General features: G+C 35.4%; 23 protein-coding genes. 18 read left to right on the forward strand and 5 right to left on the reverse strand.

Annotated features, from left to right (window positions below):
• Positions 1-39: 39 nt before the first annotated feature.
• Entirely contained in the window at positions 40-1,683 is a 1,644-nt protein-coding gene (locus WAX74_RS14475; RefSeq protein WP_336498374.1) for an ABC transporter substrate-binding protein, read from the reverse strand.
• Positions 1,684-1,779: 96 nt separating this feature from the next.
• On the opposite strand from WAX74_RS14475, the gene WAX74_RS14480 reads away from it, so the two are divergent.
• The 6 genes from WAX74_RS14480 to WAX74_RS14505 all read left to right on the forward strand — a co-directional run bounded on the left by WAX74_RS14480 (position 1,780) and on the right by WAX74_RS14505 (position 8,910).
• Positions 1,780-3,012 (forward strand): MDR family MFS transporter, encoded by a 1,233-nt coding sequence (locus WAX74_RS14480; RefSeq protein WP_336498375.1) that lies wholly within the window; start codon positions 1,780-1,782, stop codon positions 3,010-3,012.
• A 42-nt stretch (positions 3,013-3,054) separates the two neighbouring features.
• Positions 3,055-3,327 carry a hypothetical protein gene (locus WAX74_RS14485; protein ID WP_336498376.1) on the forward strand — a complete coding sequence of 91 codons (273 nt, stop codon included), beginning with the start codon at positions 3,055-3,057 and terminating at the stop codon, positions 3,325-3,327.
• Positions 3,328-3,547: 220 nt separating this feature from the next.
• Positions 3,548-5,188 carry a methylmalonyl-CoA mutase family protein gene (locus tag WAX74_RS14490; RefSeq protein ID WP_336498377.1) on the forward strand — a complete coding sequence of 547 codons (1,641 nt, stop codon included), beginning with the start codon at positions 3,548-3,550 and terminating at the stop codon, positions 5,186-5,188.
• Positions 5,181-7,334 (forward strand): methylmalonyl-CoA mutase, encoded by a 2,154-nt coding sequence (gene scpA, locus WAX74_RS14495; RefSeq protein ID WP_413788976.1) that lies wholly within the window; start codon positions 5,181-5,183, stop codon positions 7,332-7,334. Before WAX74_RS14490 ends, scpA begins: the two co-directional genes overlap by 8 nt.
• Positions 7,334-8,428, forward strand: a complete 1,095-nt coding sequence (gene meaB, locus WAX74_RS14500) for a methylmalonyl Co-A mutase-associated GTPase MeaB (RefSeq protein ID WP_336498378.1) — start codon at positions 7,334-7,336, stop codon at positions 8,426-8,428. The genes scpA and meaB overlap by 1 nt, the downstream gene beginning before the upstream one ends.
• Positions 8,429-8,466: 38 nt before the next feature.
• Positions 8,467-8,910 carry a BrxA/BrxB family bacilliredoxin gene (locus WAX74_RS14505; protein ID WP_336498379.1) on the forward strand — a complete coding sequence of 148 codons (444 nt, stop codon included), beginning with the start codon at positions 8,467-8,469 and terminating at the stop codon, positions 8,908-8,910.
• Positions 8,911-8,965: 55 nt separating this feature from the next.
• Here WAX74_RS14505 and prli42 read toward each other — a convergent pair whose 3' ends face one another.
• Positions 8,966-9,061 carry a stressosome-associated protein Prli42 gene (prli42, locus tag WAX74_RS14510; RefSeq protein ID WP_336498380.1) on the reverse strand — a complete coding sequence of 32 codons (96 nt, stop codon included), beginning with the start codon at positions 9,059-9,061 and terminating at the stop codon, positions 8,966-8,968.
• Between the two features lie 218 nt (positions 9,062-9,279).
• On the opposite strand from prli42, the gene mce reads away from it, so the two are divergent.
• The 5 genes from mce (at position 9,280) to WAX74_RS14535 (ending at position 14,517) form a co-directional block, all read left to right on the forward strand.
• Positions 9,280-9,690 (forward strand): methylmalonyl-CoA epimerase, encoded by a 411-nt coding sequence (gene mce / locus WAX74_RS14515; protein WP_336498381.1) that lies wholly within the window; start codon positions 9,280-9,282, stop codon positions 9,688-9,690.
• Positions 9,691-9,694: 4 nt separating this feature from the next.
• Positions 9,695-11,242 (forward strand): acyl-CoA carboxylase subunit beta, encoded by a 1,548-nt coding sequence (locus WAX74_RS14520; protein ID WP_336498382.1) that lies wholly within the window; start codon positions 9,695-9,697, stop codon positions 11,240-11,242.
• A 17-nt stretch (positions 11,243-11,259) separates the two neighbouring features.
• Positions 11,260-12,372 (forward strand): M20/M25/M40 family metallo-hydrolase, encoded by a 1,113-nt coding sequence (locus tag WAX74_RS14525; RefSeq protein WP_336498383.1) that lies wholly within the window; start codon positions 11,260-11,262, stop codon positions 12,370-12,372.
• Positions 12,373-12,394: 22 nt separating this feature from the next.
• Positions 12,395-12,877, forward strand: a complete 483-nt coding sequence (locus WAX74_RS14530; RefSeq protein ID WP_336498384.1) for a chemotaxis protein CheW — start codon at positions 12,395-12,397, stop codon at positions 12,875-12,877.
• 401 nt (positions 12,878-13,278) lie between these two features.
• A complete protein-coding gene (locus tag WAX74_RS14535) occupies positions 13,279-14,517 on the forward strand; it encodes a DNA polymerase IV (protein WP_336498385.1) in 1,239 nt (412 codons plus the stop codon).
• 271 nt (positions 14,518-14,788) lie between these two features.
• Here the strand turns inward: WAX74_RS14535 and WAX74_RS14540 are convergent, their stop codons facing one another.
• Entirely contained in the window at positions 14,789-16,225 is a 1,437-nt protein-coding gene (locus tag WAX74_RS14540; RefSeq protein ID WP_336498386.1) for a UDP-N-acetylmuramoyl-L-alanyl-D-glutamate--2,6-diaminopimelate ligase, read from the reverse strand.
• A 279-nt stretch (positions 16,226-16,504) separates the two neighbouring features.
• On the opposite strand from WAX74_RS14540, the gene rnz reads away from it, so the two are divergent.
• Positions 16,505-17,458, forward strand: a complete 954-nt coding sequence (rnz, locus tag WAX74_RS14545; protein WP_336498387.1) for a ribonuclease Z — start codon at positions 16,505-16,507, stop codon at positions 17,456-17,458.
• Between the two features lie 37 nt (positions 17,459-17,495).
• Here rnz and proC read toward each other — a convergent pair whose 3' ends face one another.
• On the reverse strand, positions 17,496-18,308 hold the full coding sequence (gene proC / locus WAX74_RS14550; protein WP_336498388.1) for a pyrroline-5-carboxylate reductase: 813 nt from the start codon (positions 18,306-18,308) through the stop codon (positions 17,496-17,498).
• A gap of 376 nt (positions 18,309-18,684) precedes the next feature.
• Here proC and WAX74_RS14555 point away from each other — a divergent pair, with 376 nt between their 5' ends.
• From WAX74_RS14555 to WAX74_RS14565, 3 genes are read left to right on the forward strand one after another with little or no spacing between them, the layout of a single operon-like run.
• A complete protein-coding gene (locus tag WAX74_RS14555) occupies positions 18,685-19,632 on the forward strand; it encodes an MBL fold metallo-hydrolase (RefSeq protein WP_336498389.1) in 948 nt (315 codons plus the stop codon).
• Positions 19,625-20,371, forward strand: a complete 747-nt coding sequence (locus WAX74_RS14560; RefSeq protein ID WP_336498390.1) for an SDR family NAD(P)-dependent oxidoreductase — start codon at positions 19,625-19,627, stop codon at positions 20,369-20,371. The genes WAX74_RS14555 and WAX74_RS14560 overlap by 8 nt, the downstream gene beginning before the upstream one ends.
• Before the next feature lie 25 nt (positions 20,372-20,396).
• Positions 20,397-21,179, forward strand: a complete 783-nt coding sequence (locus tag WAX74_RS14565; protein WP_336498391.1) for a GNAT family N-acetyltransferase — start codon at positions 20,397-20,399, stop codon at positions 21,177-21,179.
• A 67-nt stretch (positions 21,180-21,246) separates the two neighbouring features.
• Here WAX74_RS14565 and WAX74_RS14570 read toward each other — a convergent pair whose 3' ends face one another.
• A complete protein-coding gene (locus tag WAX74_RS14570; protein WP_336498449.1) occupies positions 21,247-21,429 on the reverse strand; it encodes an aspartyl-phosphate phosphatase Spo0E family protein in 183 nt (60 codons plus the stop codon).
• A gap of 274 nt (positions 21,430-21,703) precedes the next feature.
• On the opposite strand from WAX74_RS14570, the gene WAX74_RS14575 reads away from it, so the two are divergent.
• The 3 genes from WAX74_RS14575 (at position 21,704) to WAX74_RS14585 (ending at position 24,552) form a co-directional block, all read left to right on the forward strand.
• Complete coding sequence (locus WAX74_RS14575; protein ID WP_336498392.1) at positions 21,704-22,138, forward strand: hypothetical protein; 435 nt, start codon at positions 21,704-21,706, stop codon at positions 22,136-22,138.
• 77 nt (positions 22,139-22,215) lie between these two features.
• Positions 22,216-23,529, forward strand: coding sequence for a serine hydrolase domain-containing protein (locus WAX74_RS14580; protein WP_336498393.1), 1,314 nt, complete (start codon positions 22,216-22,218; stop codon positions 23,527-23,529).
• A 276-nt stretch (positions 23,530-23,805) separates the two neighbouring features.
• The gene (locus WAX74_RS14585; protein ID WP_336498394.1) at positions 23,806-24,552 is read left to right on the forward strand and encodes a GTP cyclohydrolase II; all 747 of its coding nucleotides are present in this window, start codon (positions 23,806-23,808) and stop codon (positions 24,550-24,552) included.
• Positions 24,553-24,562: the final 10 nt, after the last annotated feature.

Raw genomic sequence — 24,562 nt, forward strand, 5'->3', positions numbered from 1 at the left:
CACCGATAATTCGGTGCTATAGTAGGTTACTTAATCTATTTAATCACAAGTTGGCCTAACCCAAAGTTTAGAAAAGTCTACATACCCAAAGTGTTTTATATTAATATTCATTAAATCTACTGAGAAAGGAATTTGACGTTTCGCATAATAAAGTGGAACAAAAATAGATTCGTCAATCAAAGCATTCTCTACCTTTAAGTTTAACGGTGTCCAATCTTCAAATGGAGTGTTTACGTATTCCTCTAAATAATTACTCCATTTTTTATTTTCTTTCAAAACAGTTGCCAATGGAGAAAAACCATTTCTTAAGAAATAAAAGAATGAAAAGTTTTGATTCATTTCAAACACTTCTCCATGAAAAAAGAGATCTGCTTCTTCGTTCTTCATTTTATTTGCTATATTATCTTTAAAAGAAACCCATTTTATATTAACTGGAACTCCTTCTCTTTCAAATATATCTTTCAACCAATTAGTAGTATTTTCCGTGTAATTTACTAACTTTATTATTAGTGGTTCTGAAAATGATGGACGTTCCACTGTTGGTATATAATATTTCGTACTATGACCAATAAGGCATCCATGAGGATTAGGTAAAATTCTATGATCCACTTCACCAATTTTATGTCTATACTTTGCTATTATAAAATGTAAATAATCACGTACTTCTTTTCTCTGAATAGCAGAATTACGATTTACATTCATTACAACCAAACCAAAGCCAGAATCACTTTCCACCTGAAATGTAGACTGATTTTCGGTAGAAGAACGATATACTATTTCAAATCCAATTGGTATTTGAACAAACTCTATTATGTCTAATAAAGGTCTTTCTCCATAATAATCTTTAAAAGCGACTAATGTTGTTTTGTGATCATTGTTCTCCTCGAGATAAAAGCAACCAGTTCCATATACATTTTCTTTGTTTTCTATGTATATACTAGCATTCATAGTTCCGAGCATTTGTAAACAATAGCTGCATCCTCTTGGGAAATGTATATCTATTATTAATGGAGCAGCTACAACTATTTTTTGTACAGGCTCCCACAAATCCTTAAAACAATCATGCTTTCGTAGTCTTTCCAAACATTCTACAACATCTTCTGCAGTTAATATGGAACCATCATGGAATTTAATATCTTTTTTCAAGTAAATTCGAAGCTGAGTATCGCCTGTATCCCAGCTATGAGCAAGTTCGGGGTATACAATACCTTCTTTATCCACAAAAACTAATCGGTTAAAGATAGTTGCCACTATATTTGCGCTATTTACGTCAGCAGCTTCTAGAGGATGCATTGTTAAAAATGGATACTTTCTTGGGACGACAAGGGTGTCATTTGTGTTTTGAACATAACCGAATTTTGAACGAAATTTATTCATTAAACGCAGTTTACTTTCCATATTCCATTCGAATAACAAATATTTGCTACTTACATCAACAGCTTCCTCATCAATAATCTGCATAGCTTGCTCTTCAAAAATACTCCCCACATCTTTTAACCAATGTAAGTTTGATACCTTGCCACGTCCACGGCCGGAAGTATACGTTAACCAGCCTTCTTTAGACCATTTCTGTAAATTACGTGTCGTTTGCTTTGTACTTAATTGGAGGACATCTGCTAATTCTTCTTGTTTTACTGGTCCTGAAGAGACTGAATTCCATAGCATTAATAAATACTTATCCATTTTATCTCCTATCTAAGTGGACATAGATTATTAAAATGTCCGTTTTTATTTTTCTTCGTCTAGTTTAATATACTAAAGACAAAGGAGGGGAACAACATGGGGTGGAAAAACTATCCACAAAATATTAAAGTTCGTCTCATTACTTCATTTTTTAATCGCGCGGTATCCTCCGCAGTAATGCCTTTCATGGCACTATTTTTTGCACAAGAAATGAATAAGGTATGGGCAGGACTCTTTCTAGTTTTTACTGTAATCATTGGTTTTTTTGTAAATCTCATTGGGGGTTATATTTCGGATCGTTTCCCACGAAAAAGAGTATTAGTACTAACTTCATCTATTAGTGCATTACTTTTTTTGTTGATGACAATTAGTTTATATCCTAAAGACAACATCATTTCGGTTTTTGCTTTTGCTTACACATTATACATAGTTACAAGTAGCCTTGGACGGCCAGCGATGCACGCAATTATTATCGATTCAACCACTCCTGAAAATAGAAAAGAGGTATATGCACTCGATTACTGGCTAGTAAATTTATCGATGGCTATAGGGGCTGCGTTAGGTGGTTTGCTATATTTGAATCATCAAATAGAATTATTTGCATTGCTGACGATTACTTCAACGATTCTACCAATTGCTTATCACATTTGGTTAATTGATGAACATACAATTAGAAGAGAAAAACAGCATCAAAATGTGTTTATGGATTTAATTCAAAACTATAAAGTTGCTTTTCAAGATAGACCATTTGTGAAAGTAGTTATAGGATCCATGTTCATTTTAGCAGCTGAGTTTTCGTTAAACAGTTATATAGGTGTTCGATTAGCAGAAACGTTTAAATCTGTACATATTGGAGATTTTGAGATTGCTGGTGTTCGAATGTTAAGTATACTTAATATAGAGAATATGCTACTTGTCGTATGTTTTACGTTTCTGATCAATAAACTAACAGATAAGTTTAGTAATAAAAATGTCTTATTAGTAGGCTTGATAATATATGGTTTCGGTTATGTAACGGTTACTTCAGCGAATACTTTTTATGTGCTAATCTTGTTTAATTTTATAGCAACTATGGGAGAACTAATCTATTCTCCTGTAAGAAACGCCGAACAGGCGAATATGATTCCATCAGACAAAAGAGGCTCTTACTCTGCTTTCACAAACTTTTCTTTTAGTGGGGCAGATCTGATTGCTCGTTTAACCATAATCATAGGGGCGTTTTTAATTCCTACGATGATGTCTGTATATATTGGCATTTTAATTATGATTGGTACGTTGCTAGTTTACACGGGACTATTTTTGAAAAAAACAAACATTCAATATCAATAGCTTTGAATTAAAAATGCATTTTCTATTCGAAATGGGTTTTTTGTGTACTCACAAAGGTTAGTAGTAAATGGTATTAAATTACGTGAGATAATAATTAAACCTTTTTTTGAGATTAAATCATGTGCAAAATATAAGTCGTATATTGGATCTTCACCTGATTTAATTGAAATGAAATCAGGTGAAGAACTGATGATTGAAATAACTAAGGGACATGAGGAACTGGAGAACTTATTTGCTATAGTTCAAAAAGAAAAGTTAGATCCTTTTGGATTTGGCCTGACGTATCGAACAATACAGCTACACCAAAACATTTAAAAAGTGGGAAGAAGCTTATCCCACTTTACCTTTTGATGTCACATTAAAAAGTACAGGAACAATCGAGTGATTTACTTCCGCTCTTCTTTATTGGAGAGCTGTTTTTAATATTAATTAAGGAAGTTCTCCTTTATAAAGCCTAAATAGTCAGTTAAAATAAATATAGCATGTTTAGTTTTACAAAGGGGGAAGCGTAAGCGATTGTATGACCATACAAAAAATGAAAGAAACGACTTTTAATCCAGCCAATGTTTCGGATTGGGAACAAGCAGCTATTAAAACATTAAAGAATAAATCATTTGAATCTTTATCAACCAAAACATTGGAAGATATTATTTTGAAACCGCTTTATACTTTGGAAGATTTAAATAACATCCCTTCCAATCTTACATCTATCGTAAGAGAATCCAAGAGCTCCTCTGACTGGCTGATTGCACAAGCAGTTACAGGTAATACTAGTAAGGAGATTTTGGAAGACCTTAAAGAGTCAGCCTCTAAGGGTAACGAAATAATTTTTTATACGTTAGATACTCAACATAATTGGAAGGGGCCAGAACTGGAAGAACTAAAAAGTTTACTTGAAGGTCATACGGTTTTACTCGATGTTACTATCGATCCATCTTTTTTACATAACTTTAATAACTTAAATGGATTGGTAAAAGGAGCAAATGGAGAAAAATTACATTTTTCAAATGCTAGAACTTATTTTCTAGATGCCTCTTTCATACACAAAGTAGGTGGAGATGCTGTAAGTGAGCTAACGAGTGTTCTAGTACAAGCAGATGCACTTTCAGACACCAGAGATTTTAGTGAATTTAGTGAAAGAGCTTTTGTCCAGTTTTCAATAGATACAAACTTCTTTATGGAGATTGCAAAACTACGTGCTTTTCGTATTCTTTGGAAAGCCTTTGGAGAAGCGCATGGAATTGAAGATATAGCTCCAATCCCTGTTCATGCAGAAACTTCCTTACGTTCATTTTCAGCTTTAGATTCTAATGTGAACATACTTCGAGCTGGAAATAGTGCATTGTCTGCTGTACTTGGAGGTTCAGACAGTATTACTACTTATCCACATGACTCTTTAATTGGAGTAAACTCAACGTCCAAACGTATAGCTCGTAATATGCAATTAGTTCTAAAAGAAGAGACTCATATTAATCGAGTATTTGATGCTTCAGGAGGCTCTTACTATATAGAAACGCTTACGAATGAGCTAGTAGAAAGAAGCTGGTCATACTTTTTAGAGCTAATGAAAGAAGATACGTTAGATGGAAGAAATCAAAAGTTAATTGAAAGAGCGGAAGCTAAATGGGATGAGGAATTAGAGAGCCTGTCTACTCGCAAGAAATCTCTTATTGGCACAAACGTCTATGCTAACCCAGACGATTCATTGGAATATCAAATTAACCCTACCGATTATAAACGCCTAGCAGGGCCTTTCGAACAATTGAGAAAAGCTTTCCATCAAAACAATTTAAAGACAGCAATTGTCCCATATGGAATCTTAAAAGAATATAAAGCTCGAATGGATTTTGTGAGTGGATTTTTAATTGCAATTGGTATTTCTCCTTTGATAGCACCTGAAAACCTAAAACCATTCGATTTACAAAAGTGGATTGATGAACAGCATATAGACTATGTTGTATTTGTAGGAAACGATGAGCAGACTAATGGCTTAGTTCCAGCATTATTAAAAGAGAAGTTATCTGTTCCAATGGATGTTGCAGGGAAATTTGAGGAATATGAAGATTGGCTAGATGCAGGACTCTTCGGAAGAATTTATGCAGGACAATCCCTTCTTGATAAAGCTAAGGAATTGTTAATGCTTGCTAAAAAGGAGGTTTCACCTGAAAATGCCTAATTACTCAGATGTGAAAATCGAAAAGGTTATTGATAAGTCATCCAATCGCTCTTTGAATGAATCAAAATCCTTCATGACAAATGAAGGTATTGAATTAAAACAAACTTATTCTAAGTCTGATATAGAAAACATAATGCACTTACAAGACTTTCCTGGAATAGCTCCAAATACCCGTGGACCCTATCCTACGATGTATGTTGCTAAGCCATGGACAGTCCGCCAATATGCAGGATTTTCTACAGCCGAAGAAAGTAACGCTTTCTATAGACGTAATTTGGCTATGGGTCAAAAAGGGTTGTCAGTAGCGTTTGATTTGGCAACGCATCGTGGCTATGATTCTGACCATGAACGAGTGACAGGTGACGTAGGAAAAGCTGGCGTTGCAATTGATTCAGTAGAAGATATGAAGATCTTATTCAATGGTATACCACTTGATCAGATGTCTGTTTCAATGACAATGAATGGAGCAGTTCTGCCAATATTAGCATTTTATATTGTCACGGCCGAGGAGCAAGGGGTAACACCAGAGCAACTTGCTGGGACAATCCAAAATGACATTTTAAAAGAATATATGGTTCGTAACACTTATATCTATACACCCGAGATGTCGATGAAAATAATTGCAGATATCTTTTCTTACACTGCTAAAAATATGCCGAAATTCAACTCTATTTCAATTTCTGGTTATCATATGCAAGAGGCAGGAGCTACTGCGGATATAGAACTTGCATACACTTTAGCAGATGGGTTGGAATATGTAAGAACGGGACTGAATGCAGGGATAGACATTGATGCTTTTGCACCTAGACTCTCATTCTTTTGGGCAATTGGCATGAATTATTTTATGGAAGTCGCTAAAATGAGAGCTGCACGTAGAATTTGGGCACAAATGATGTCTAGTTTTGAACCGAAAAATCCAAAATCATTAGCATTACGTACACATTCTCAGACATCGGGATGGAGTTTAACGGAACAAGATCCATTTAATAATGTAACGAGAACACTAGTGGAAGCAAATGCTGCTGCAATGGGACATACACAGTCTCTGCACACAAATGCTCTAGACGAAGCGATTGCACTTCCGACAGATTTCTCCGCACGAATTGCTCGTAATACACAACTTTTCTTGCAAGAAGAAACGAATATGACTAAAGTTATTGATCCTTGGGGCGGTTCATATTATGTGGAAACTTTGACAAATGAGCTCATGGAAAAAGCTTGGGCACTAATTGAAGAAATAGAAGAGCTTGGAGGAATGGCAAAAGCTATTGAAACTGGCCTTCCTAAAATGAAAATCGAAGAAGCAGCAGCGAAAAAACAAGCACAAATCGATTCTTCCAAAGAAATAATTATAGGAGTAAACAAATACAGATTAGAACAAGAAGATGCTATCGATATTTTGAACATAGATAATACAATCGTGCGCCAAAAACAAATGGAGCGACTAGCTCTATTAAAAGAAAATCGTGATGAAAATGCTGTACAAGAAGCACTTCTGGCATTAACTGATGCTGCTCGAACTGGAAAAGAAAACTTGCTCGCAGCTGCAGTGGTTGCAGCAAGAAAACGTGCAACAATTGGAGAAATCTCAGATGCCATTGAAGTTGTAGCAGGAAGACATAAGGCGGTGATTCGTTCCGTGAGTGGTGTTTATAGTGCAAACTTTAATGATGCAGATGAAATTGAAGCTGTGAAGCAAATGGCAGAGGATTTCAGAGAAAATGAAGGAAGAAGACCTCGAATACTAATTGCAAAAATGGGTCAAGATGGACATGACCGAGGTGCGAAAGTCATCGCAACTGCATTTGCAGATTTGGGATTTGACGTAGATATTAGTCCGTTATTTCAAACTCCTGCTGAAACTGCGCAACAAGCTGTTGAAAATGATGTCCATGTAGTTGGCGTAAGCTCATTGGCAGCTGGTCATATGACGTTAGTTCCTGCTTTGAGAGAGGAGCTTTCAAAACTTGGTAGGGAAGATATATTAATCGTAGTAGGTGGAGTTATCCCTGCACAGGATTATGCTTTCTTACGTGAAAACGGAGCTTCAGCTATTTTTGGACCAGGTACTGTAATTCCAGTTGCTGCTCAAAAAGTAATTGAAGAAATCTATTTAAGATTGGGTTATGAGGAAGTGGATGGCTAATGGCTGAAACGGATAAAACAAACCAATCGGCAATGCATGTAATGGGTGGCATTAAGTCACAGCACGATGGCGTGGGAAAATCTTCTGTAAAAAAGTTTTCAAAAAAGAAACCATTTGTAATAGATCAAGCAGAATATGTTCAAGAAGTTAGAAATGGCTCCAGATTACATTTAGCAAAAACGATTACTCTCATAGAGAGCACGGTAGCTGACCAACAAACAATAGGACAACAGCTTTTAAAAGAATTACTACAGTATACGGGAAATACTATTCGTATTGGTATTACAGGTGTGCCTGGTGCAGGGAAGAGTACATTTATCGAAGCATTTGGAAAAATGCTATGTGACCAAGGCTATAAAGTCGCGGTGCTAGCTATTGATCCAAGTTCCTCTTTGACAGGGGGGAGTATACTTGGCGATAAAACTAGAATGGAAGAGCTTGCAAAACATCCAAATGCTTTTATTCGTCCTTCTCCATCTGCTGGTACATTGGGAGGGGTTCATAAGAAATCTAGAGAAACGATGTTAATATGTGAAGCAGCAGGATACGATGTCATTTTAGTGGAAACAGTTGGTGTTGGTCAAAGTGAAACAATCGTTCGAGGGATGGTAGATTTCTTTTTGCTGCTTGCATTAACTGGTGCTGGTGATGAGTTGCAAGGAATGAAAAAAGGAATAATGGAGCTGGCTGATGCTATTATAGTAAATAAGGCAGATGGATCAAATGAAAAACTAGCTAAAAAGACGGTTGCGGAATATAAACAAATCCTGCATTTCTTAACACCATCTTCGCCTAATTGGACTACACCAGCCTTAGCAGTCTCTTCTTTATACAAAACTGGATTAGATAAAGTATGGGAAACGATCCAAACATTTAAGAAAGAAATGCTTTTGAATAATGTCTGGCAATATCGTAGAAAAGAACAAACTGTAGCTTGGTTTAAAACAATGATTGTGGATCGATTATATGATGACTTTTTTTCTTCTACCGATAAAAAGCAAGAAATGGCTCAACTAGAGGGTTTAGTAAGGGATGGACAAGTAACAGTTTCGCAAGCAGTTGAAGAGTTATTTTCCTCGAATTCTAAGCAATAATCTGCTATTATAAAATTAATTGAAAAGGAGTGTTTTGTATGAATATGATGGATTTTAATTTATTAATGAATGATATGGTTCAACAGGCTCGTGGAGAAATGGAAACTAGCGGATATGAGCAATTAACTACACCTGAGGAAGTTGAATCTGCTTTTGCACGCCAAGGAACTACACTTGTAATGGTGAATTCCGTTTGTGGATGTGCTGGTGGCATAGCTCGTCCAGCAGCGGCTAACGCAATTCATTATGATAAAAGACCTGATCATTTAGTGACAGTTTTTGCAGGACAAGATAAATTAGCAACTCAACAAGCACGTAATCTATTTGGTGAAGACCATTTACCATCTTCTCCATCGTTTGTCCTATTAAAAGATGGTGAGGCAGTAGCTGAAGTAGGTCGCCATGAAATTGAAGGACATGATCCAATGTCAGTTATCACTCATATTCAAGCATTGTTTGAAGAGCACTGCGAAGAAATTTAATAAATACAATGAAAAAAGCGGAGCAAATGATTGCCTCCGCTCTTTTTTATAAACATTATAAGATAAAGCTTAATCCAAAAAGTAGTGATGACGCGACCATTGCAAAGATCATTAAATATATGACGAATTTACGGAATTTTTGATTACGCATGAACTTCTCTCCTTTTACAATTACTTATATTTTAACAAATTCGAAAAAAATCACAAGAGGTAGCTATAAATTTACCGAAAAGTAGGTTAAACTTTCTACCTATTATATATATTTGCTCCTATACTAGCTCAAACTATATTCCTCTGCATATACTCTTGCACTTTAGTTATTGAAATATGTACAATAGATTATATAGTCAAAATTTGGGGTGTGAGACAATGGAAAAAGTAGATCATATTGGTATTGCTGTGAAGAGTATAGAGGCAACACTACCATATTATACAGAGACACTGGGGTTAAAACTATTACATATCGAAGAAGTTCCCTCTGAGAAGGTTCGTGTTGCTTTTATAGATAGTGGCAATGTAAACCTAGAATTACTACAACCATTAGATCAAACAAGTACAATTCATTCCTTTATTGAGAAAAAAGGAGAAGGAATTCATCACATTGCTTTTGGTGTATCAAATATTCAAGAACGTCTAAATGAGCTAAAAGAAAAAGGGGTAAGGCTCATTCAAGAAACACCTAAGATTGGGGCTCATGGTGCACAAGTAGCTTTTATTCATCCAAAAGCTTCAAATGGCGTTTTATATGAATTATGTGATAAAACAGGGGGAGTGAAGTAAAAAAATGGATATTTATGATAAAATAAATGATTTATATGACCGTAAACGAAAAATTGAATTAGGTGGCGGAGACGCTCGAATTGAAAAGCAGCATGAAAAAGGAAAACTCACTGCCAGAGAACGAATAGATTTACTTGTTGATAAAGATTCTTTTGTGGAGTTAAACCCTTTTATACAACACCGGACAGTAGACTTTGGAATGGACAAGCAGGAAGGTCCAGGTGATGGAGTAGTCACTGGTTATGGAAAAGTAAATGGCCGACCAGTTTATTTATTCTCCCAAGATTTCACCGTTTTTGGTGGGGCACTTGGAGAAATGCATGCATTAAAAATTGCAAATGTAATGGATTTAGCTGCAAAAAATGGTGCACCCTTTATTGGCCTGAACGACTCTGGTGGCGCACGTATACAAGAAGGCGTTGTTTCCTTAGATGGATATGGGCAGATTTTTTATCGTAATGCTATTTATTCCGGGGTAATTCCACAAATTTCGGTTATCCTAGGTCCTTGTGCTGGAGGAGCAGTTTACTCTCCAGCGATAACAGACTTTGTTTTCATGACAGATGAAACAAGTCAAATGTTTATTACAGGACCAAAAGTGATTGAAACTGTAACGGGTGAAAAGATTTCAGCTGAAAATCTGGGTGGATCTAAAGTACATAATACTATTAGTGGTAATGCACATTTCCGAGGGAAAACAGAAGAAGAGGTATTAGAGAATGTCCGTTTGCTACTAAGTTATTTGCCTCAAAATTTTGAAGAGAAACCAGCAATAACTGAAGTACCAACCGAAAATGATGATCGACCTGATTTAGCGGATATCGTTCCTTTCGAAGCAATTCGTCCATATGATATACGAAAAGTAATTGAGCAAGTAGTAGATACTGATTCTTTTTTAGAAGTTCAAAAAGAATTTGCTAAAAATATCGTAGTCGGTTTAGCACGTATTAAAGGGGAAGTAGTTGGTCTTGTTTGTAACCAACCAAAAGTAATGGCTGGTGGTCTGGATATAGATTCATCTGATAAAGCAGCACGCTTTATTCGATTCTGCGATTCATTCAATATACCGATTATTACCTTTGAAGATGTTACAGGCTTTTTTCCAGGCATTAAGCAAGAGCATGGTGGAATTATACGTCACGGCGCTAAAATACTATTTGCTTATTCAGAAGCAACTGTACCGAAAATGACAGTTATTTTACGTAAAGCTTATGGTGGCGCTTATGTTGCATTAAACTCCAAATCAATTGGTGCAGATGTAGTGTATGCTTGGCCAAATGCTGAAATTGCAGTTATGGGACCTCAAGGAGCTGCAAATATTATTTTTGCTCGAGAAATTGCTCAAAGCGAAGATCCAGAACAAGTTCGTGCAGAAAAGATCGAGGAATATCGTTCCAAATTTGCGAATCCGTATGTTGCAGCATCGATGGGAATGGTGGACGATGTGATTGATCCTAGGGAGACTCGCATTAAGCTTATACAAGCATTAGATATGATGCGCAATAAAAAAGAATCGAGACCAAAGAAAAAACATGGAAATATTCCATTGTAAAGGAGTTTTTATACAAGATGAATCGTTTAATAGAAGAATTTTTTGAACTAGTTAAAATTGACTCAGAGACAAAGCATGAAGAAATTATTGCACCAATTTTAATCTCTAAATTAGAGGAACTTGGATTTTCTGTTGTTCAAGACGATGCACACACTAGAAATGGACATGGTGCAGGAAATATAATTGCAACTTTAAAAGGTCAAAAATCAGAAGCGGACACTATTTATTTCACCGTTCATATGGATACCGTTGTACCAGGTAAAGGAATTCAACCAGTTTTAAAAGAGGATGGGTATATCTATTCAGATGGGACAACAATTTTAGGTGCAGACGACAAAGCGGGAATCGCTGCTCTGTTTGAAGCAATCAAACGTTTAAAAGAAGAGAATATTGCACACGGGGATATTCAGGTAGTGATAACTGCAGGAGAGGAAAGTGGTTTAGTCGGAGCAAAAGAATTAGACCCAGCCTTGATTACAGCTAAATATGGTTATGCAATTGATAGTGATGGTGCAGTTGGTGGTATCGTAACAGCTGCTCCTTTTCAATCGAAACTTTGGACGACTATAAAGGGTAGAACTGCACATGCAGGAGTAGCTCCAGAAAAAGGAATATCTGCAATCACACTAGCTTCCAAAGCTATTTCAGCAATGAAGTTGGGTCGTATTGATGGAGAGACAACTGCGAACATTGGACGATTTGAAGGTGGACAAGCGACTAATATTGTATGTGATGAAGTACACATTTTATCGGAAGCACGCTCAATCAATAAAGAAAAACTTGATGCTCAAGTAGCACATATGGTTCAAATATTTGCTGAGACCGCAGCAAATAATGGTGGTTCGGCGGAGACTGAAACAGAGTTAATGTACCCAGGATTCCACTTTGAGGAAGACCATCATGTAGTACAAGTAGCAAAACGAGCGGTTGAAAGAATTGGAAGAACTGCCGATATTAAAAGAAGTGGCGGAGGCAGTGATGCGAATGTAATTGCTGGCTTTGGTATTCCAACCGTAATTCTCTCTGTCGGTTATGAAGAAATCCATACAACCAATGAACGTATGCCAGTACTAGAACTTGAAAAGCTTGCAGATCTACTTGTCGAAATTGTAAGAGTAGCTGCAGAATAATTCTTACAGGAGGTGTCTATTATTGAGTAGTGAGAAAGTAGTTGTCTTTCAATGTGGCAATGAAGATTATGCTGTTCCAATTGAACATGTTATCTCAATTGAAAAATTAGAGCATATTAATCCTATACCACATTTACCAAATTATTTAATTGGATTAATGAAAATCCGAGGTGAGCTAGTGCCAATTATTGATTTTGAACAAATTTTATATAATCGTAATGGCGCTGATTTTGAAACATCTCGAGTAATAACGATGCATACACAAGATATGTCCATTGGACTTCTAGTGAAAGAAGCAAAAGAAATACTAGACATTCCTACCGAAGATATTAAGCAAATCGGCTTAGTAAATTATACAAAAACACAGTACTTTACTGGAGTTGCAAATTTAGAAAATCGTATGATTACGATTGTCGATCCATCTATATTAGTTCGTTCATTGGAAGGGATTAAAGATATTCAGTCCTATCTAGAATCAGCAAAAAAAGAGGAAGTAGGTAGCTAATTAAAGTTACCTCAGACTGTAAACAGACAAACTCAATGGGTGCATGGATTTGTATATTAAATTCGGCAAGGACCACCACTTCGCTTTCCGTGGGCTTGGCTTCAGCCTCCTAGGCCAACAGGATGTTGGTCATGCAATCGTTGCCGCAGGATGCGGCGAACTTAGATTGCCTTCCCCTCAACTGCGGGGTCTTCTGCTCAAGCTGTTCCCACAGGAGTCTTCGTGGAGGTCCTTGAATTATAATCAATTCCTTATAGTTACTTACTATCTTTATTTTTAATTGGATAAATAATCCTCTTTAGGAAGATTTATTATTATTCATAACCGGTTATAAAAATACTTTTGTCGTCAACATGAGGTAGCTAATCATAGCTACCTTTTTACGTAAGGGGGGGATTTGATTGAATAGAAAAAATAGAATAATTTTTCATATAGATATGAATAGTTTCTATGCTTCTGTCGAACAGGCATATGATCCCTCATTAAAAGGAAAGGCGATTGCTATAGCTGGAAACCCAAAGGAACGTAGAGGCATCCTTGTAACTTGTTCTTATGAGGCAAGAGCTAAAGGTGTATACACAACGATGTCTGTTTGGGAAGCGAAACGTAAATGCCCGGAGATAATTTTACTTCCTCCCAATTTTGAAAGATATCGTATCGCTTCTAAAGCTATGTTTGATATATTACGGTCATATACACCTCTTGTGGAACCTGTATCGATTGATGAAGGGTATATGGATGTAAGTGAAATGAATCTTTCAGGAAACGCAGTTAATTTAGCAGAATCTATTCAAAATAGATTAATTCGTGAATTGGATTTACCAAGCTCTATTGGAATAGCCCCGAATAAGTTTTTAGCAAAAACCGCTTCGAATATGAAAAAGCCTATGGGTATAACTGTGCTACGAAAACGAGAATTGCCAGAAAGGTTATGGAATCTACCTGTTATTGAAATGCATGGTGTAGGCGAAAGTACCTCAAACAAACTTGCGGAATTAGGCATAAAAACAATTGGAGATTTAGCGACTATTCAAACTGGTGTTTTAAAAGAAAGATTAGGAAAGATTGGTTTGCGTCTATCGGAAAGAGCAAACGGAATAGATGATCGGCCAGTAGATCCAACCTCCGTATTTGATACAAAAAGTGTAGGCAATTCAACAACCCTGCCATATGATGAAACCGATCCTACCGAGCTAAATAAGGTGATTTTGAAACTTTCCAAAAAAGTGGCTTCTAGGTTGGAAGCTAAAAACCTTGCTGGACAGTCTATTAACATTCATATTCGTGATGCAGATTGGAAAAATAAGACGAGAAGCAAAACCGTACAGAACCGTATATTCGAAGAACGTGAGATATATCAGCTTGCTAAAGACTTATTTCATAGTACTTGGAATGGGGAGGCTATAAGGCTTTTAGGAGTTACAGTAAATAATGTGCAAGATAAAGGTGACTATGTTGAGCAATTATCTATTTTTAACTTTGAAGAACATGCTAAAGAAGAACCAATATTGAAGCTAGTTGAACAGCTACAGGATAAATTCGGAAAAGAAGCGATAAAGAGAGGAATTAAATTAAAAAAGAATCCTTCCTTAGAATCGAAAACAAGCTTTAGTAAAGACTTTTTAGACGATCATAAATAAATAAGGAGCATTAATAGAATAATTCTATTAATGCTCCCAGCTTGACGACAAAAGTACTTTTATAAACGGCTAGGAAGTAGTTGCTTTATCAATTAAAGGTAAAGATAGTAGATATCTTTAATCAATTGTCTATAAGGCAAGGACCACCACGAAGACTCCTGTGGGAACAGCTTGAGCAGAAGACCCCGCAGGTACGCAAGTACCGAGGAGGCTGAAGCCAAGCCCACGGAAAGCGAAGTGGAGGTCCTTGCCGAATTTAATATAAAATCTATTAATGCTCCTTTTGGAAGGACAAAGTATGATTCAAGTAGTGTAGTGTTTCCATATCGGAAGTGGTTGGTAAAGAAAAAGGTTGCCGATAATCTTCAATGCCTTTTCCAGTAATAACTATCCAATCCTGGTCTTGTGCTTGTTTCCATGCATATTGAATAGCTTGCGTACGATCAGGGATTACTAGGCATTTATCCTGTAGATTAAGTTCGGTTAATTCTTTTAACATGTTATCAATTGATACACCATTTAAATCATCAAATGTAAGTATACTCTCATCACAATTTTTTAGTGATACATCTATCATATTTTTTCTTTTCTGAGGATCGCGATTTCCTCTGAATCCAAAGATATGAATAATTTTTCGAGGTTTATAAGAATGAACAGTTTCCAAAATATGATAAAAAGCATTGCTTGTATGAGCATAATCGATTACAAATGTAGCACCTGAGGGATGAGAGAATAACTGAAACCTTCCAGGTACACCATTAAAATTACTAAGTGCTTCTATAATTGAAGTAGAAGCAATACCTAATGAAATTGAAGTTAAAAAAGCTAAGGCAGCATTTTCAATATTATGCTGTCCTTTCATACATGTTGTAAGTAGGAAAGACTCAGAATTAGAGGGTGATAATAATTCATTTCCAGAAATAGAATATGCAGATTCTTTGCCACTAACTTGAATTACATGATTGTTTCTCGATAGAACATAGGAACTTAACCTTTCACCCCATTCAGTAGTAGAATTTACGATTGCAACACCATCTGATTTTAAATGATCAAACAATGTTTGTTTTGCTAAATAGTAAGATTCCATGTTGAGGTGATAATCCAAGTGTTCAGGTTCTAAGTTAGTAAATATACAATAATCAAATTCAATACCTTCCACTCTGTATTGTGTTAAGCCATGGGATGAAACTTCCATGATCACAACTTTATCATGGCTAAAGGATAATAATTGGTTAAAAGTTAATGGATCTAACGTGGTATGTGAAGAAGAGTTTTCAATTCCGTTAATTACAGTTGAGACACTTCCAAACAACGCACATGAGATTCCTTGTGATTCCAAAATATGTTTGAGCATATAAGATGTCGTTGTCTTTCCATTAGTACCTGTAATCCCGATCATGATTTTATTTTGAGTTGGATTGTGGTGAAAAGTACGAGCTAATATGGCTAATGCTTTCCTTGAATTAGGAACTTTAAAGTATGGTACTTCTAAATCTTCTATGTCGTGTTCCCCAATTATTGCAGCAGCGCCGTTTTTTATAGCATCATTTATATAAAGGTGACCGTCTGTGTTTGTTCCAGCGATCGCAATAAATATGAAATTTTTATCTACCTTGGAAGAATCAAAAGATAAACCATTTATTACAAGAGATTGATACTTATCTTTCATTGTAATATCTAAGGACTGTAACAATAAATCTAATTTCATAAGGGTATTTCGCTCCTTCTGGGTGTCTATTTATTGTTAGCTGAATTAAAAAATACATGCATTAACAATAGTAATTATGTAGTTTATTCTCATTTCCCTTAAATCTCTTGTACAAATTTTCGGATAATCTATACAAGGATATTAATAAGTATACAGAAATAAGATTAAAAAGTTATGCAGTTAGCTTAATGTAACGAAAACGTAATATAGCTAGAAAAAGTTTGCAGTAATTTTGTTCAAACCTTATGATGAATGGAATAGAAGTTGAGGTGGAGAAAGATGAAAATATTATTTTTAGGAACAGGGGCAGGAATGCCATCAAAACAACGCAATACGACAGCAACTGTTTTAAAATTGTTAGATGAACGAGGGACTTTCTGGATGTTTGATTGTGGAGAAGCGACACAACATCAAATTCTTCGGACTTCTCTCAAACCGCGAAAATTAGAGAAGCTCTTTATCACTCACTTACATGGTGACCATATTTATGGACTTCCTGGATTGCTTGGATCTCGTTCTTTTCTCGGTGGAGATGAAGAACTTACAATTTATGGGCCAACTGGTATAAAAGCATGGATTGAGTTGACACTCGCCACTTCTAATACATACATCAAATATCCACTTTCGATAATAGAAATAGAGGAGGGAATTGTATTTGAGGACGAGCAATTTATAGTGGAAGCAAAATTACTAGAGCATGTCATTCCATGCTTTGGATATAAAGTAACTCAAAAACCACTTCCGCCTGAACTACTAATCAGTAAAACAGATGCGCTGCGTGTACCTAGAGGACCATTATTGAAGCAATTAAAAGCAGGATTTGATATTGAACTTGAAGATGGTCGAATAGTGAGAAGTGCAGAAGTGACAGGGGAACCAAAGAAAGGTTTTCAGTTAACTGTTTTAGGTGATACAAGGTTTTGTAATAATTCGATTTTGTTAAGTATTGGATCTGATGTACTTATTCACGAAGGAACGTTTGATCAAGAAACGTCTGAACTTGCTAGGCAATATGGGCACTCTACTATTATAGATGCAGCAAATGTATGTAAGGAAGCAAATGCGAGCCATTTAGTTGTCAACCATATTAGTGCACGATTTATGCCATCTGATATAAAAGATATGTTAGCGCAAGTTGAGGATTTTCCATTTCCGATTTTTGTGGCAGATGATTTTTCTGAATTTGAATGGCAAAATGGCTTATTAAAAAAAGTGGAAAATTCCGAGCGATAACAATTATCACTCGGAATTTTTTTATCATCGATTGGATTTATTCATATTGTTTACCAAGGACCCTGGATTTATTTTGAGCAGCATCGATACAAGCAAAAATAGCATCTTTTACATTGTACTGTATCAATTGTTCCAAACCAGCTTCAGTAGTTCCACCTGGGCTAGTTACTCTTCTTCGTAACTCATTAGGTTCTACATCACCTTTTTTAAGCATCTGAGCCGCTCCTTCCATCGTTTGAACAAATAAATGACGAGCGTCTGATTTATTCAAGCCATGCTTCATAGCTGCAGCTTCAAATTGCTCTGCAAAGTAATAGAAGTAGGCAGGACCGCTTCCTGAAAGCGCTGTGACAACATGTAAATCCTCTTCATCTACAGCTTGGACTGTTCCTATTGATTCTAATAAACTTACAATTGATTTTTTTTCTTCCTCAGATACAAGATCATTCCAACTTATGGCGGAAGCACTGAGTCCAACAGCCGCTGATGTATTCGGCATAACACGTGCAATCGGACGTCTTCCTAAATAATTTGTTATCGTTTGTATGGTTACACCAGCTATAACTGAAATAATTGTTGCGTTTTTATTTAAAAAAGGAGCGATACCAGTTAATGCTTCTTTTGCATCTTTTGGTTTCATAGCTAAGAAAACAATATTTGCTTCTGTTAAAGCTATTTTCTTTTCACAGACAATCTGTACATTGTAAGCTTTTTTTAATAGTTGTAGCTGATCTACATCCGATTTATTCGTCACATGTATGAACTCTGGAGAAACTTTGTCTTCTTTCGTAAGTCCATTAATGATAGCTTCCGCCATTGACCCAGCACCGACAAATACAATTTTCGTCATTAAATATTCCTCCTTATAAAATAAAAAAATGCGTTCCCGTCCCTAATAAATAAGGACGAAAACGCATGTCTCCGCGGTACCACCTAAATTTGCCGCAACCGGCACAACTTTTCCTTCATATCGTGAAGGTCACGACTATGTTTGCATAGTAGCTCAGAAGTAGGTTTGATATATGAGCGGGAGGTGAAACTTGCAGCAGGTTATTTCACTCTCTTTACTCCATCATATATGTACTAGTCTTCATCTTAGCTTTTATTTTCTGAATTAATGAAATTATATGGCTCTTCCAAATAAAAGTCAACTTCAATTTAGTGACGGCTTCTTTAAAAAAATGTACAATAGAATGAATAACCATTCATAAAGAGGGAGTAGTATTATGACTATACATAAAATAATTATTCCTACGCCATTCGCGGTAGGTGATGTTAATGCATATTTATTAAAAGGTGATGCACTCACACTAATAGACGTAGGTCCCAAAACAGAAGAAGCACTAGTTGCCCTTAAAGCTGGAATTGAAGAAGTGGGATACTCGCTTTCGGATGTAGAACAAGTACTTCTAACACATCATCATCCAGATCATTCTGGATGGGTATATGCTTTTGAACAAGCTACATTGTTGGGTCATGCTTATAACCAACCTTGGTTAACGAGAGATGTGGAGTTTTTTAAATTTCACGATGAATTTTATCTGCAATGCCTTAAAGAAGAAGGCGTTCCAGAAAGTTACTTCCGTTGGGTTGAAAAGATGAAAAGACCAACACATTTTATAGGAAATCGCCCTCTACAAAAGTTTTTAAGAGAAGGAGATACACTTCCAGGGCATCCTGATTTCACTATTTTAGAGACTTTAGGACATGCGCAAAGTCATCTTTCTTTTTGGTCTGAGAAAGATAGAGTTTTAATCGGAGGAGACTTAGTACTAGAGAAAATTTCTTCTAATCCGTTAATTGAACCACCCCTTAATAGAGTTTTGAAACGTTCAAAATCGATGCTCCAATACAACACTTCGTTAAAACGAATTCAAGATTTACCTGTTGAAAAGATCTATAGTGGTCATGGTAACGAAGTATATAACGTACATGAACTTATTACAGGTAGACTAGAAAAACAAAGAGAAAGAGCATTTAAAGTCTTAGACATGATGAAAGAGGAAGAAAAAACAATTTTTGAACTGACACAACTGCTATTTCCAAATGTATATGAAAAAGAATTAGGTTTGACTCTGTCAGAGACAATTGGTCAAATTGATTATTTAATGGAAGAAGGCTATATCAGGGAACAAAAAAATGAGAAAGGCATTTTGTTATATGACCATGCGTAAAAAAATTTTCATAACCGGAGCAACTAGCGGAGTAGGTTTAATACTTACAAAAAGGCTAAATATGGATGGTCACGAAGTTTGGGCTACTGGTCGAAACTTGGAAGTTCTTGATGAGTTAAATCGACTTGGAGTTCATCCCATCCAAGCAGATTTAACAGAAGAACAATCTTATTCGAAACTTTTTCACGAAATGGGGACACCTGATACAATAATACATTGTGCAGGTGTTGGGACATTTGCATATTTAACAGATCTAGAAGAGAAAGATATGATACAAATGATGAATGTAAACGTGACGGCTCCAATGTTACTAACTAAACACTTTGCAGAAAAAATGAAAAAAAGAGGAAGCGGGCATTTTATTTTTATCGCTTCTCAAGCTGGAAAAGTTGCCACTCCAAAAGCATCCGTGTATGCTGCGTCAAAACATGCCATACTTGGTTTTGCCAATGCCATTCGTATGGAACTTAGAGAATTCGGGATACAAGTAACTACGATTAATCCCGGTCCAATCGATACACCATTCCTCGATTTAGCCGATCGGACTGGTACGTACAGAGGAAAGCTTAGTAAACATCTTCTACATCCACAAAAAGTAGTGGCTTCTATTATTAGAACAATAGACCACCCAGTGCGAGAAGTCGATTTACCTTCGTATATGAGTCTGACTAGTAAGCTGTATGCAGTTTTTCCAAAAAGCGTGGAAACTCTAGGAAAGGGTTTTTTTAATAAAAAGTAGTTTTAAAATCCTGGAGGAAAATGAGATGAATTTACAAGATATTATTAGTTTGGATTTTGCTTATTTAGATACTTTTTCTAAACGTAAAGATACAAAGTGGGGATCATTATTTTATAATGAGAGTCAGCCATCATATTACGATGCAAATCATGCACATATTAGTGACTTAAGTGTAAACCCTTCTTTAATAATGGAAGAAGTAGTTAAATTTTATAATTCAAAAAATATTATACCAAGATTTTATTTATATAATTTAGACCTACAACAGGAGCTTATTTCTATTTTAATCGCGAATAGCTTCGGTTATGAGGAGTTGATGGGTCCCGTTCAATTATGGGATAAAAAGCTTTTAGAAAAAGAGAGAGACGAACATTTATTGATTGAGCGTGTCAGTAAACACAATTATTCTGAAGCCCTCCATATTGAATGTAGTATAAAGGAGTTTGGTGGTAAAGAAGTGAGAGAAAAAGCATTTGAGGTTGAATTTAATCACCCAAGTTTTGAACACTATTTACTAAGATTTAATGGGACGGCCTGTGCAACTGCTTGTATTTTTATATGTGATAATCAAGCTCGAATGGAGAGTGTAGCTACTTTAGAAGAATTTAGAGGTAGAGGTTTGATTGGAGAACTCATACATTTTATACAAACTGAAGTGGCGAAAAAAGGTTATGAAAACCTGTGGGTCTTTCCAATCAACGAAAGAGTCGAAAAAGTGTATCAAAAATTCGGATTTAAAACTGTGAGTAAACTTAAAATGGGACACGCTTATTTAGGTGGGAGAAGCATAAAAGAAATTCAAGAATGATTATATGTACTTGTTTAGCAAATGGCAATAAGTTTATGAGTACATAGATAACCGATTAGTTCCATATTTAGGAGACTAATCGGTTTTTTAAAGAATTTATATTCTGATTATTATATTTTTCTTGATATCTATTGAGTAGTCGATCTAACTCTTGGCTAACTGAGACAACAATTGGATGTGTAAATCCAAATTTTTTTGCTTTTCTATACATGTCTTTTCTTTTGATATCTATTTGAAACATTAAAGCCATCTTATCCAAATTACTTATCACATTTCTTCCTCCATTTATTATATTTAGCTTCGACTATGAGGGGAAATACAAGATGTAACAGAAGCAACTTGTCCAATTGTACGATAGATAAAATGCGAAATTTGTCTGGTTGTGTAAGAAAAGCGTAATTTAATATAATTGTAATAAAAGTAAATATTCAAATAAAATTAAGTTGTAAGAAATTAATAAGACTTCTTTTTATCTCATAGATTGGATGTATGAACTCATATGGAAAAAGTAAAGGGGAGAGGCTTTGATCAAACGAAATGGATTACCTAGAAAGTTTGTTGTTACTGCTACTTTAGGAGTAATTATTATTGGCATGATTTTCTTGTTTTTTCCTTTTGGTTATACTTTGCAAGAAGATGGACACGGAATGGCTTCAATTTCAGAAAACGGTATTTTGCGAAATGATTTTAAAGTAGAGGTTACAGAAGCAAATGCTTTAAAAATCGCTTTATTAAAATCAGCTATAAAAGAATTTAAAACAATTTGCTTGATGTTAGTAATCATAATTCCGCTTTTGCTATTATCTATAGCAATTAATTATGTAAGGAAATCTAAAGAAACTTTTCTAATTATGTGTATCATAACAATTATTATGTTGATCACAAGCATAATTTTATATTTTAATAACCTAGAAATCATGGAACACTTAATAAGTGGATTAAAAGAGCAGAAGAAATAAAAGTGCTTCTATTTCAAGGATTCAATAAATTTATTTATCATTAATTGATATGAAGCAAAAGGAACTGTGGTGATGATATGAATAAGATTCGATTACGGAAAAGTTTAAAGGAATGGGAACAAGCATACATGCAGAATAACTATCTTCATGGTTCCTTATTAGTCTCCTATAAAGGTGAAATACTATTAAATAATGGGTATGGTTTTGCTAGTTGGGAGCATGGTATACAAAATACTTCTGAAACTAAATTTAGAATAGGGTCTATTACTAAAAGCTTTACTGCACTCGCTGTTTTCCAATTACATGAACAAAAGATGCTTAATATACATAATACAATAAATGAGTACTTGCCTGAGTTTCCAAAAGGAGAACAGATTACCGTTTATCAATGTTTGACACATACTGCGGGAATAACGAATTTCACAAACTTTCCTGATTTTTGGAGCACTACGATGCGACTTCCTTCGAGCTTAGAAGATATAATTAATTCTTTTAAAAATGAGCCATTAGAATTTGAACCGGGAAAACAATTTGACTACAGCAATTCTGGATACATACTTTTAACCGCGATAATAGAAAGAGTTTCCGGTATGAAGTATGATGAATATTTAAAAGAACATATTTTCCTTCCACTCGGTATGAATGATACAGGTTGTGATAACGGTAAAGATATCATAACTAAGCTTGCATCTGGGTATTCTTATAATGGTAAACCAGTTCATGCACCATATGCTGATCTTTCTTTTCCTTTAGGTGCCTATGGACTTTATTCGACTACTGGTGACTTATTAATATGGGATAGTGCAATACGTTCATTTAAATTGATTTCGGAAGAATCTACACAAATCATGCTTAAAGCAAATCAAGATTACTATGCTTGTGGTTGGTATGTTAATCCAGTTTTAGAAAGAGAATGCTACCATCATTTTGGTGATATAAGTGGTTATGTCAATGAGATGCTGTGTTTTAAAGAAGAACTCACAATTATCTTTCTATGTAATATGAACGTTGTTCCTGTTAAAAAGCTGACAAGAGATATTGCTAAAATCTTTTTTGAACAACCGATTGAACTTCCTCTATTCTTAAACCAAATGAACATATATAATATGGATTTCTTATGTGGTGAGTATCAAAGTGAAAATGGACAATTATTTTTGTGCATAACAGAAGAAAATGGGTATTTCCTTTCTGTTCCAAAAGATTATGGGGTATTATATAAATTCGGACTTATCCCTATTAGTCAAGAAAAGAACAAATTAGTTTTTAAGACAACAATGATTGATGAATCATTAGTATTGGATTATTCATCGAAAGATGTGCTTTCCCTTAGCTATACAGATTACAATGGCAAAAGGACAATTTTATTTAAAATAGTACAAGACATGATGTAAAATGAAATGAAGAACAAAGGCGTATCGAATTCCTTTATTCGTTACGCCTTTAATTTTGTTTGCATTTAGCATATGATATCTAATATTTGACTCTTTTCACTTGTAATTATATACTTGGTTACGATAGGTAAGTGCCGGTGAATAAAAGGTATTAAAAACAATAATAAAGCAGATGATTCTCAGAGGAATGTATTCTGAATGTAGACAGCTGTCAACACTCTGGATCTTCACTTTTAGAATGTTTTCTGTTTAATTTAAAAGAATGGTGAGAATGAAATGACGATATTAAAAGAAACTTTAGAGGTTATTCAAGATAAAATGGAATTGATTGAACTAACAGAACAGGAGAATATATGTTTAGTCGGACCCGTAAAATTGCCGATTAAGCAAGGTGATTTTTCAACCACGTTCAATTGGTATTCTTGGCAAAAAGTCGACGCTATGTTTTCAAAAGAAGAGGTTGTTGCTTCATTAGTGAAATCCAATTTAGCTTTTGGACAGCAGTCATCCGTACTAGTATTTGGGGACTTTGAAAATGCAGATGATGCACTTATTCGTATGCATAGCATTTGTCATACAGGGGATATATTTGGAAGTCAACGCTGTGATTGTGGCTACCAGCTTCACGAGTCAATGAAAATGATTGTGGATCATGGATGCGGAGCAATTTTTTATTTGGCAGACCACGAAGGTCGTGGAATTGGACTATTTTCAAAATCGCTAGCTTACCTTTTACAAGAGAATGGGTTAGACACTGTGGAAGCAAATGAGGCTCTAGGTTTTGAAGATGATACACGTTCATATGACGAAGCAATTCGAGTGCTAGAAGCTCTAAGAGAAAAACCAGTTACCCTTATTACAAACAATCCTAAGAAGCTTGCAGCATTGAAGGACCATGGATTGTTAGCAGAACATCATGTACCTTTATGGGGCGGATTAACGGATACGAACCGTTTTTATTTGGAAACAAAAGTTCAAAAATCGGGACATATTCTAAAAGATGAACCTACTTTAAACGTTTAAGGAGTGCATG

The organism is Psychrobacillus mangrovi (assembly GCF_037104765.1).
Classification (GTDB): domain Bacteria; phylum Bacillota; class Bacilli; order Bacillales_A; family Planococcaceae; genus Psychrobacillus; species Psychrobacillus mangrovi.

Excerpts from the sequence above, each read along its gene's own strand:
- WAX74_RS14560 (WP_336498390.1), top strand. The coding sequence starts at position 19,625 with ATGCGTAAAAAAATTTTCATAACCGGAGCAACTAGCGGAGTAGGTTTA.
- meaB (WP_336498378.1), top strand. The coding sequence starts at position 7,334 with ATGGCTGAAACGGATAAAACAAACCAATCGGCAATGCATGTAATGGGT.
- WAX74_RS14580 (WP_336498393.1), top strand. The coding sequence starts at position 22,216 with ATGAATAAGATTCGATTACGGAAAAGTTTAAAGGAATGGGAACAAGCA.
- WAX74_RS14505 (WP_336498379.1), top strand. The coding sequence starts at position 8,467 with ATGAATATGATGGATTTTAATTTATTAATGAATGATATGGTTCAACAG.
- proC (WP_336498388.1), bottom strand. The coding sequence starts at position 18,308 with ATGACGAAAATTGTATTTGTCGGTGCTGGGTCAATGGCGGAAGCTATC.
- WAX74_RS14570 (WP_336498449.1), bottom strand. The coding sequence starts at position 21,429 with ATGGCTTTAATGTTTCAAATAGATATCAAAAGAAAAGACATGTATAGA.
- WAX74_RS14490 (WP_336498377.1), top strand. The coding sequence starts at position 3,548 with ATGAAAGAAACGACTTTTAATCCAGCCAATGTTTCGGATTGGGAACAA.
- prli42 (WP_336498380.1), bottom strand. The coding sequence starts at position 9,061 with ATGCGTAATCAAAAATTCCGTAAATTCGTCATATATTTAATGATCTTT.
- rnz (WP_336498387.1), top strand. The coding sequence starts at position 16,505 with ATGAAAATATTATTTTTAGGAACAGGGGCAGGAATGCCATCAAAACAA.
- WAX74_RS14540 (WP_336498386.1), bottom strand. The coding sequence starts at position 16,225 with ATGAAATTAGATTTATTGTTACAGTCCTTAGATATTACAATGAAAGAT.
- WAX74_RS14475 (WP_336498374.1), bottom strand. The coding sequence starts at position 1,683 with ATGGATAAGTATTTATTAATGCTATGGAATTCAGTCTCTTCAGGACCA.
- WAX74_RS14525 (WP_336498383.1), top strand. The coding sequence starts at position 11,260 with ATGAATCGTTTAATAGAAGAATTTTTTGAACTAGTTAAAATTGACTCA.
- mce (WP_336498381.1), top strand. The coding sequence starts at position 9,280 with ATGGAAAAAGTAGATCATATTGGTATTGCTGTGAAGAGTATAGAGGCA.
- WAX74_RS14585 (WP_336498394.1), top strand. The coding sequence starts at position 23,806 with ATGACGATATTAAAAGAAACTTTAGAGGTTATTCAAGATAAAATGGAA.
- WAX74_RS14565 (WP_336498391.1), top strand. The coding sequence starts at position 20,397 with ATGAATTTACAAGATATTATTAGTTTGGATTTTGCTTATTTAGATACT.
- WAX74_RS14480 (WP_336498375.1), top strand. The coding sequence starts at position 1,780 with ATGGGGTGGAAAAACTATCCACAAAATATTAAAGTTCGTCTCATTACT.
- WAX74_RS14555 (WP_336498389.1), top strand. The coding sequence starts at position 18,685 with ATGACTATACATAAAATAATTATTCCTACGCCATTCGCGGTAGGTGAT.
- WAX74_RS14520 (WP_336498382.1), top strand. The coding sequence starts at position 9,695 with ATGGATATTTATGATAAAATAAATGATTTATATGACCGTAAACGAAAA.
- scpA (WP_413788976.1), top strand. The coding sequence starts at position 5,181 with ATGCCTAATTACTCAGATGTGAAAATCGAAAAGGTTATTGATAAGTCA.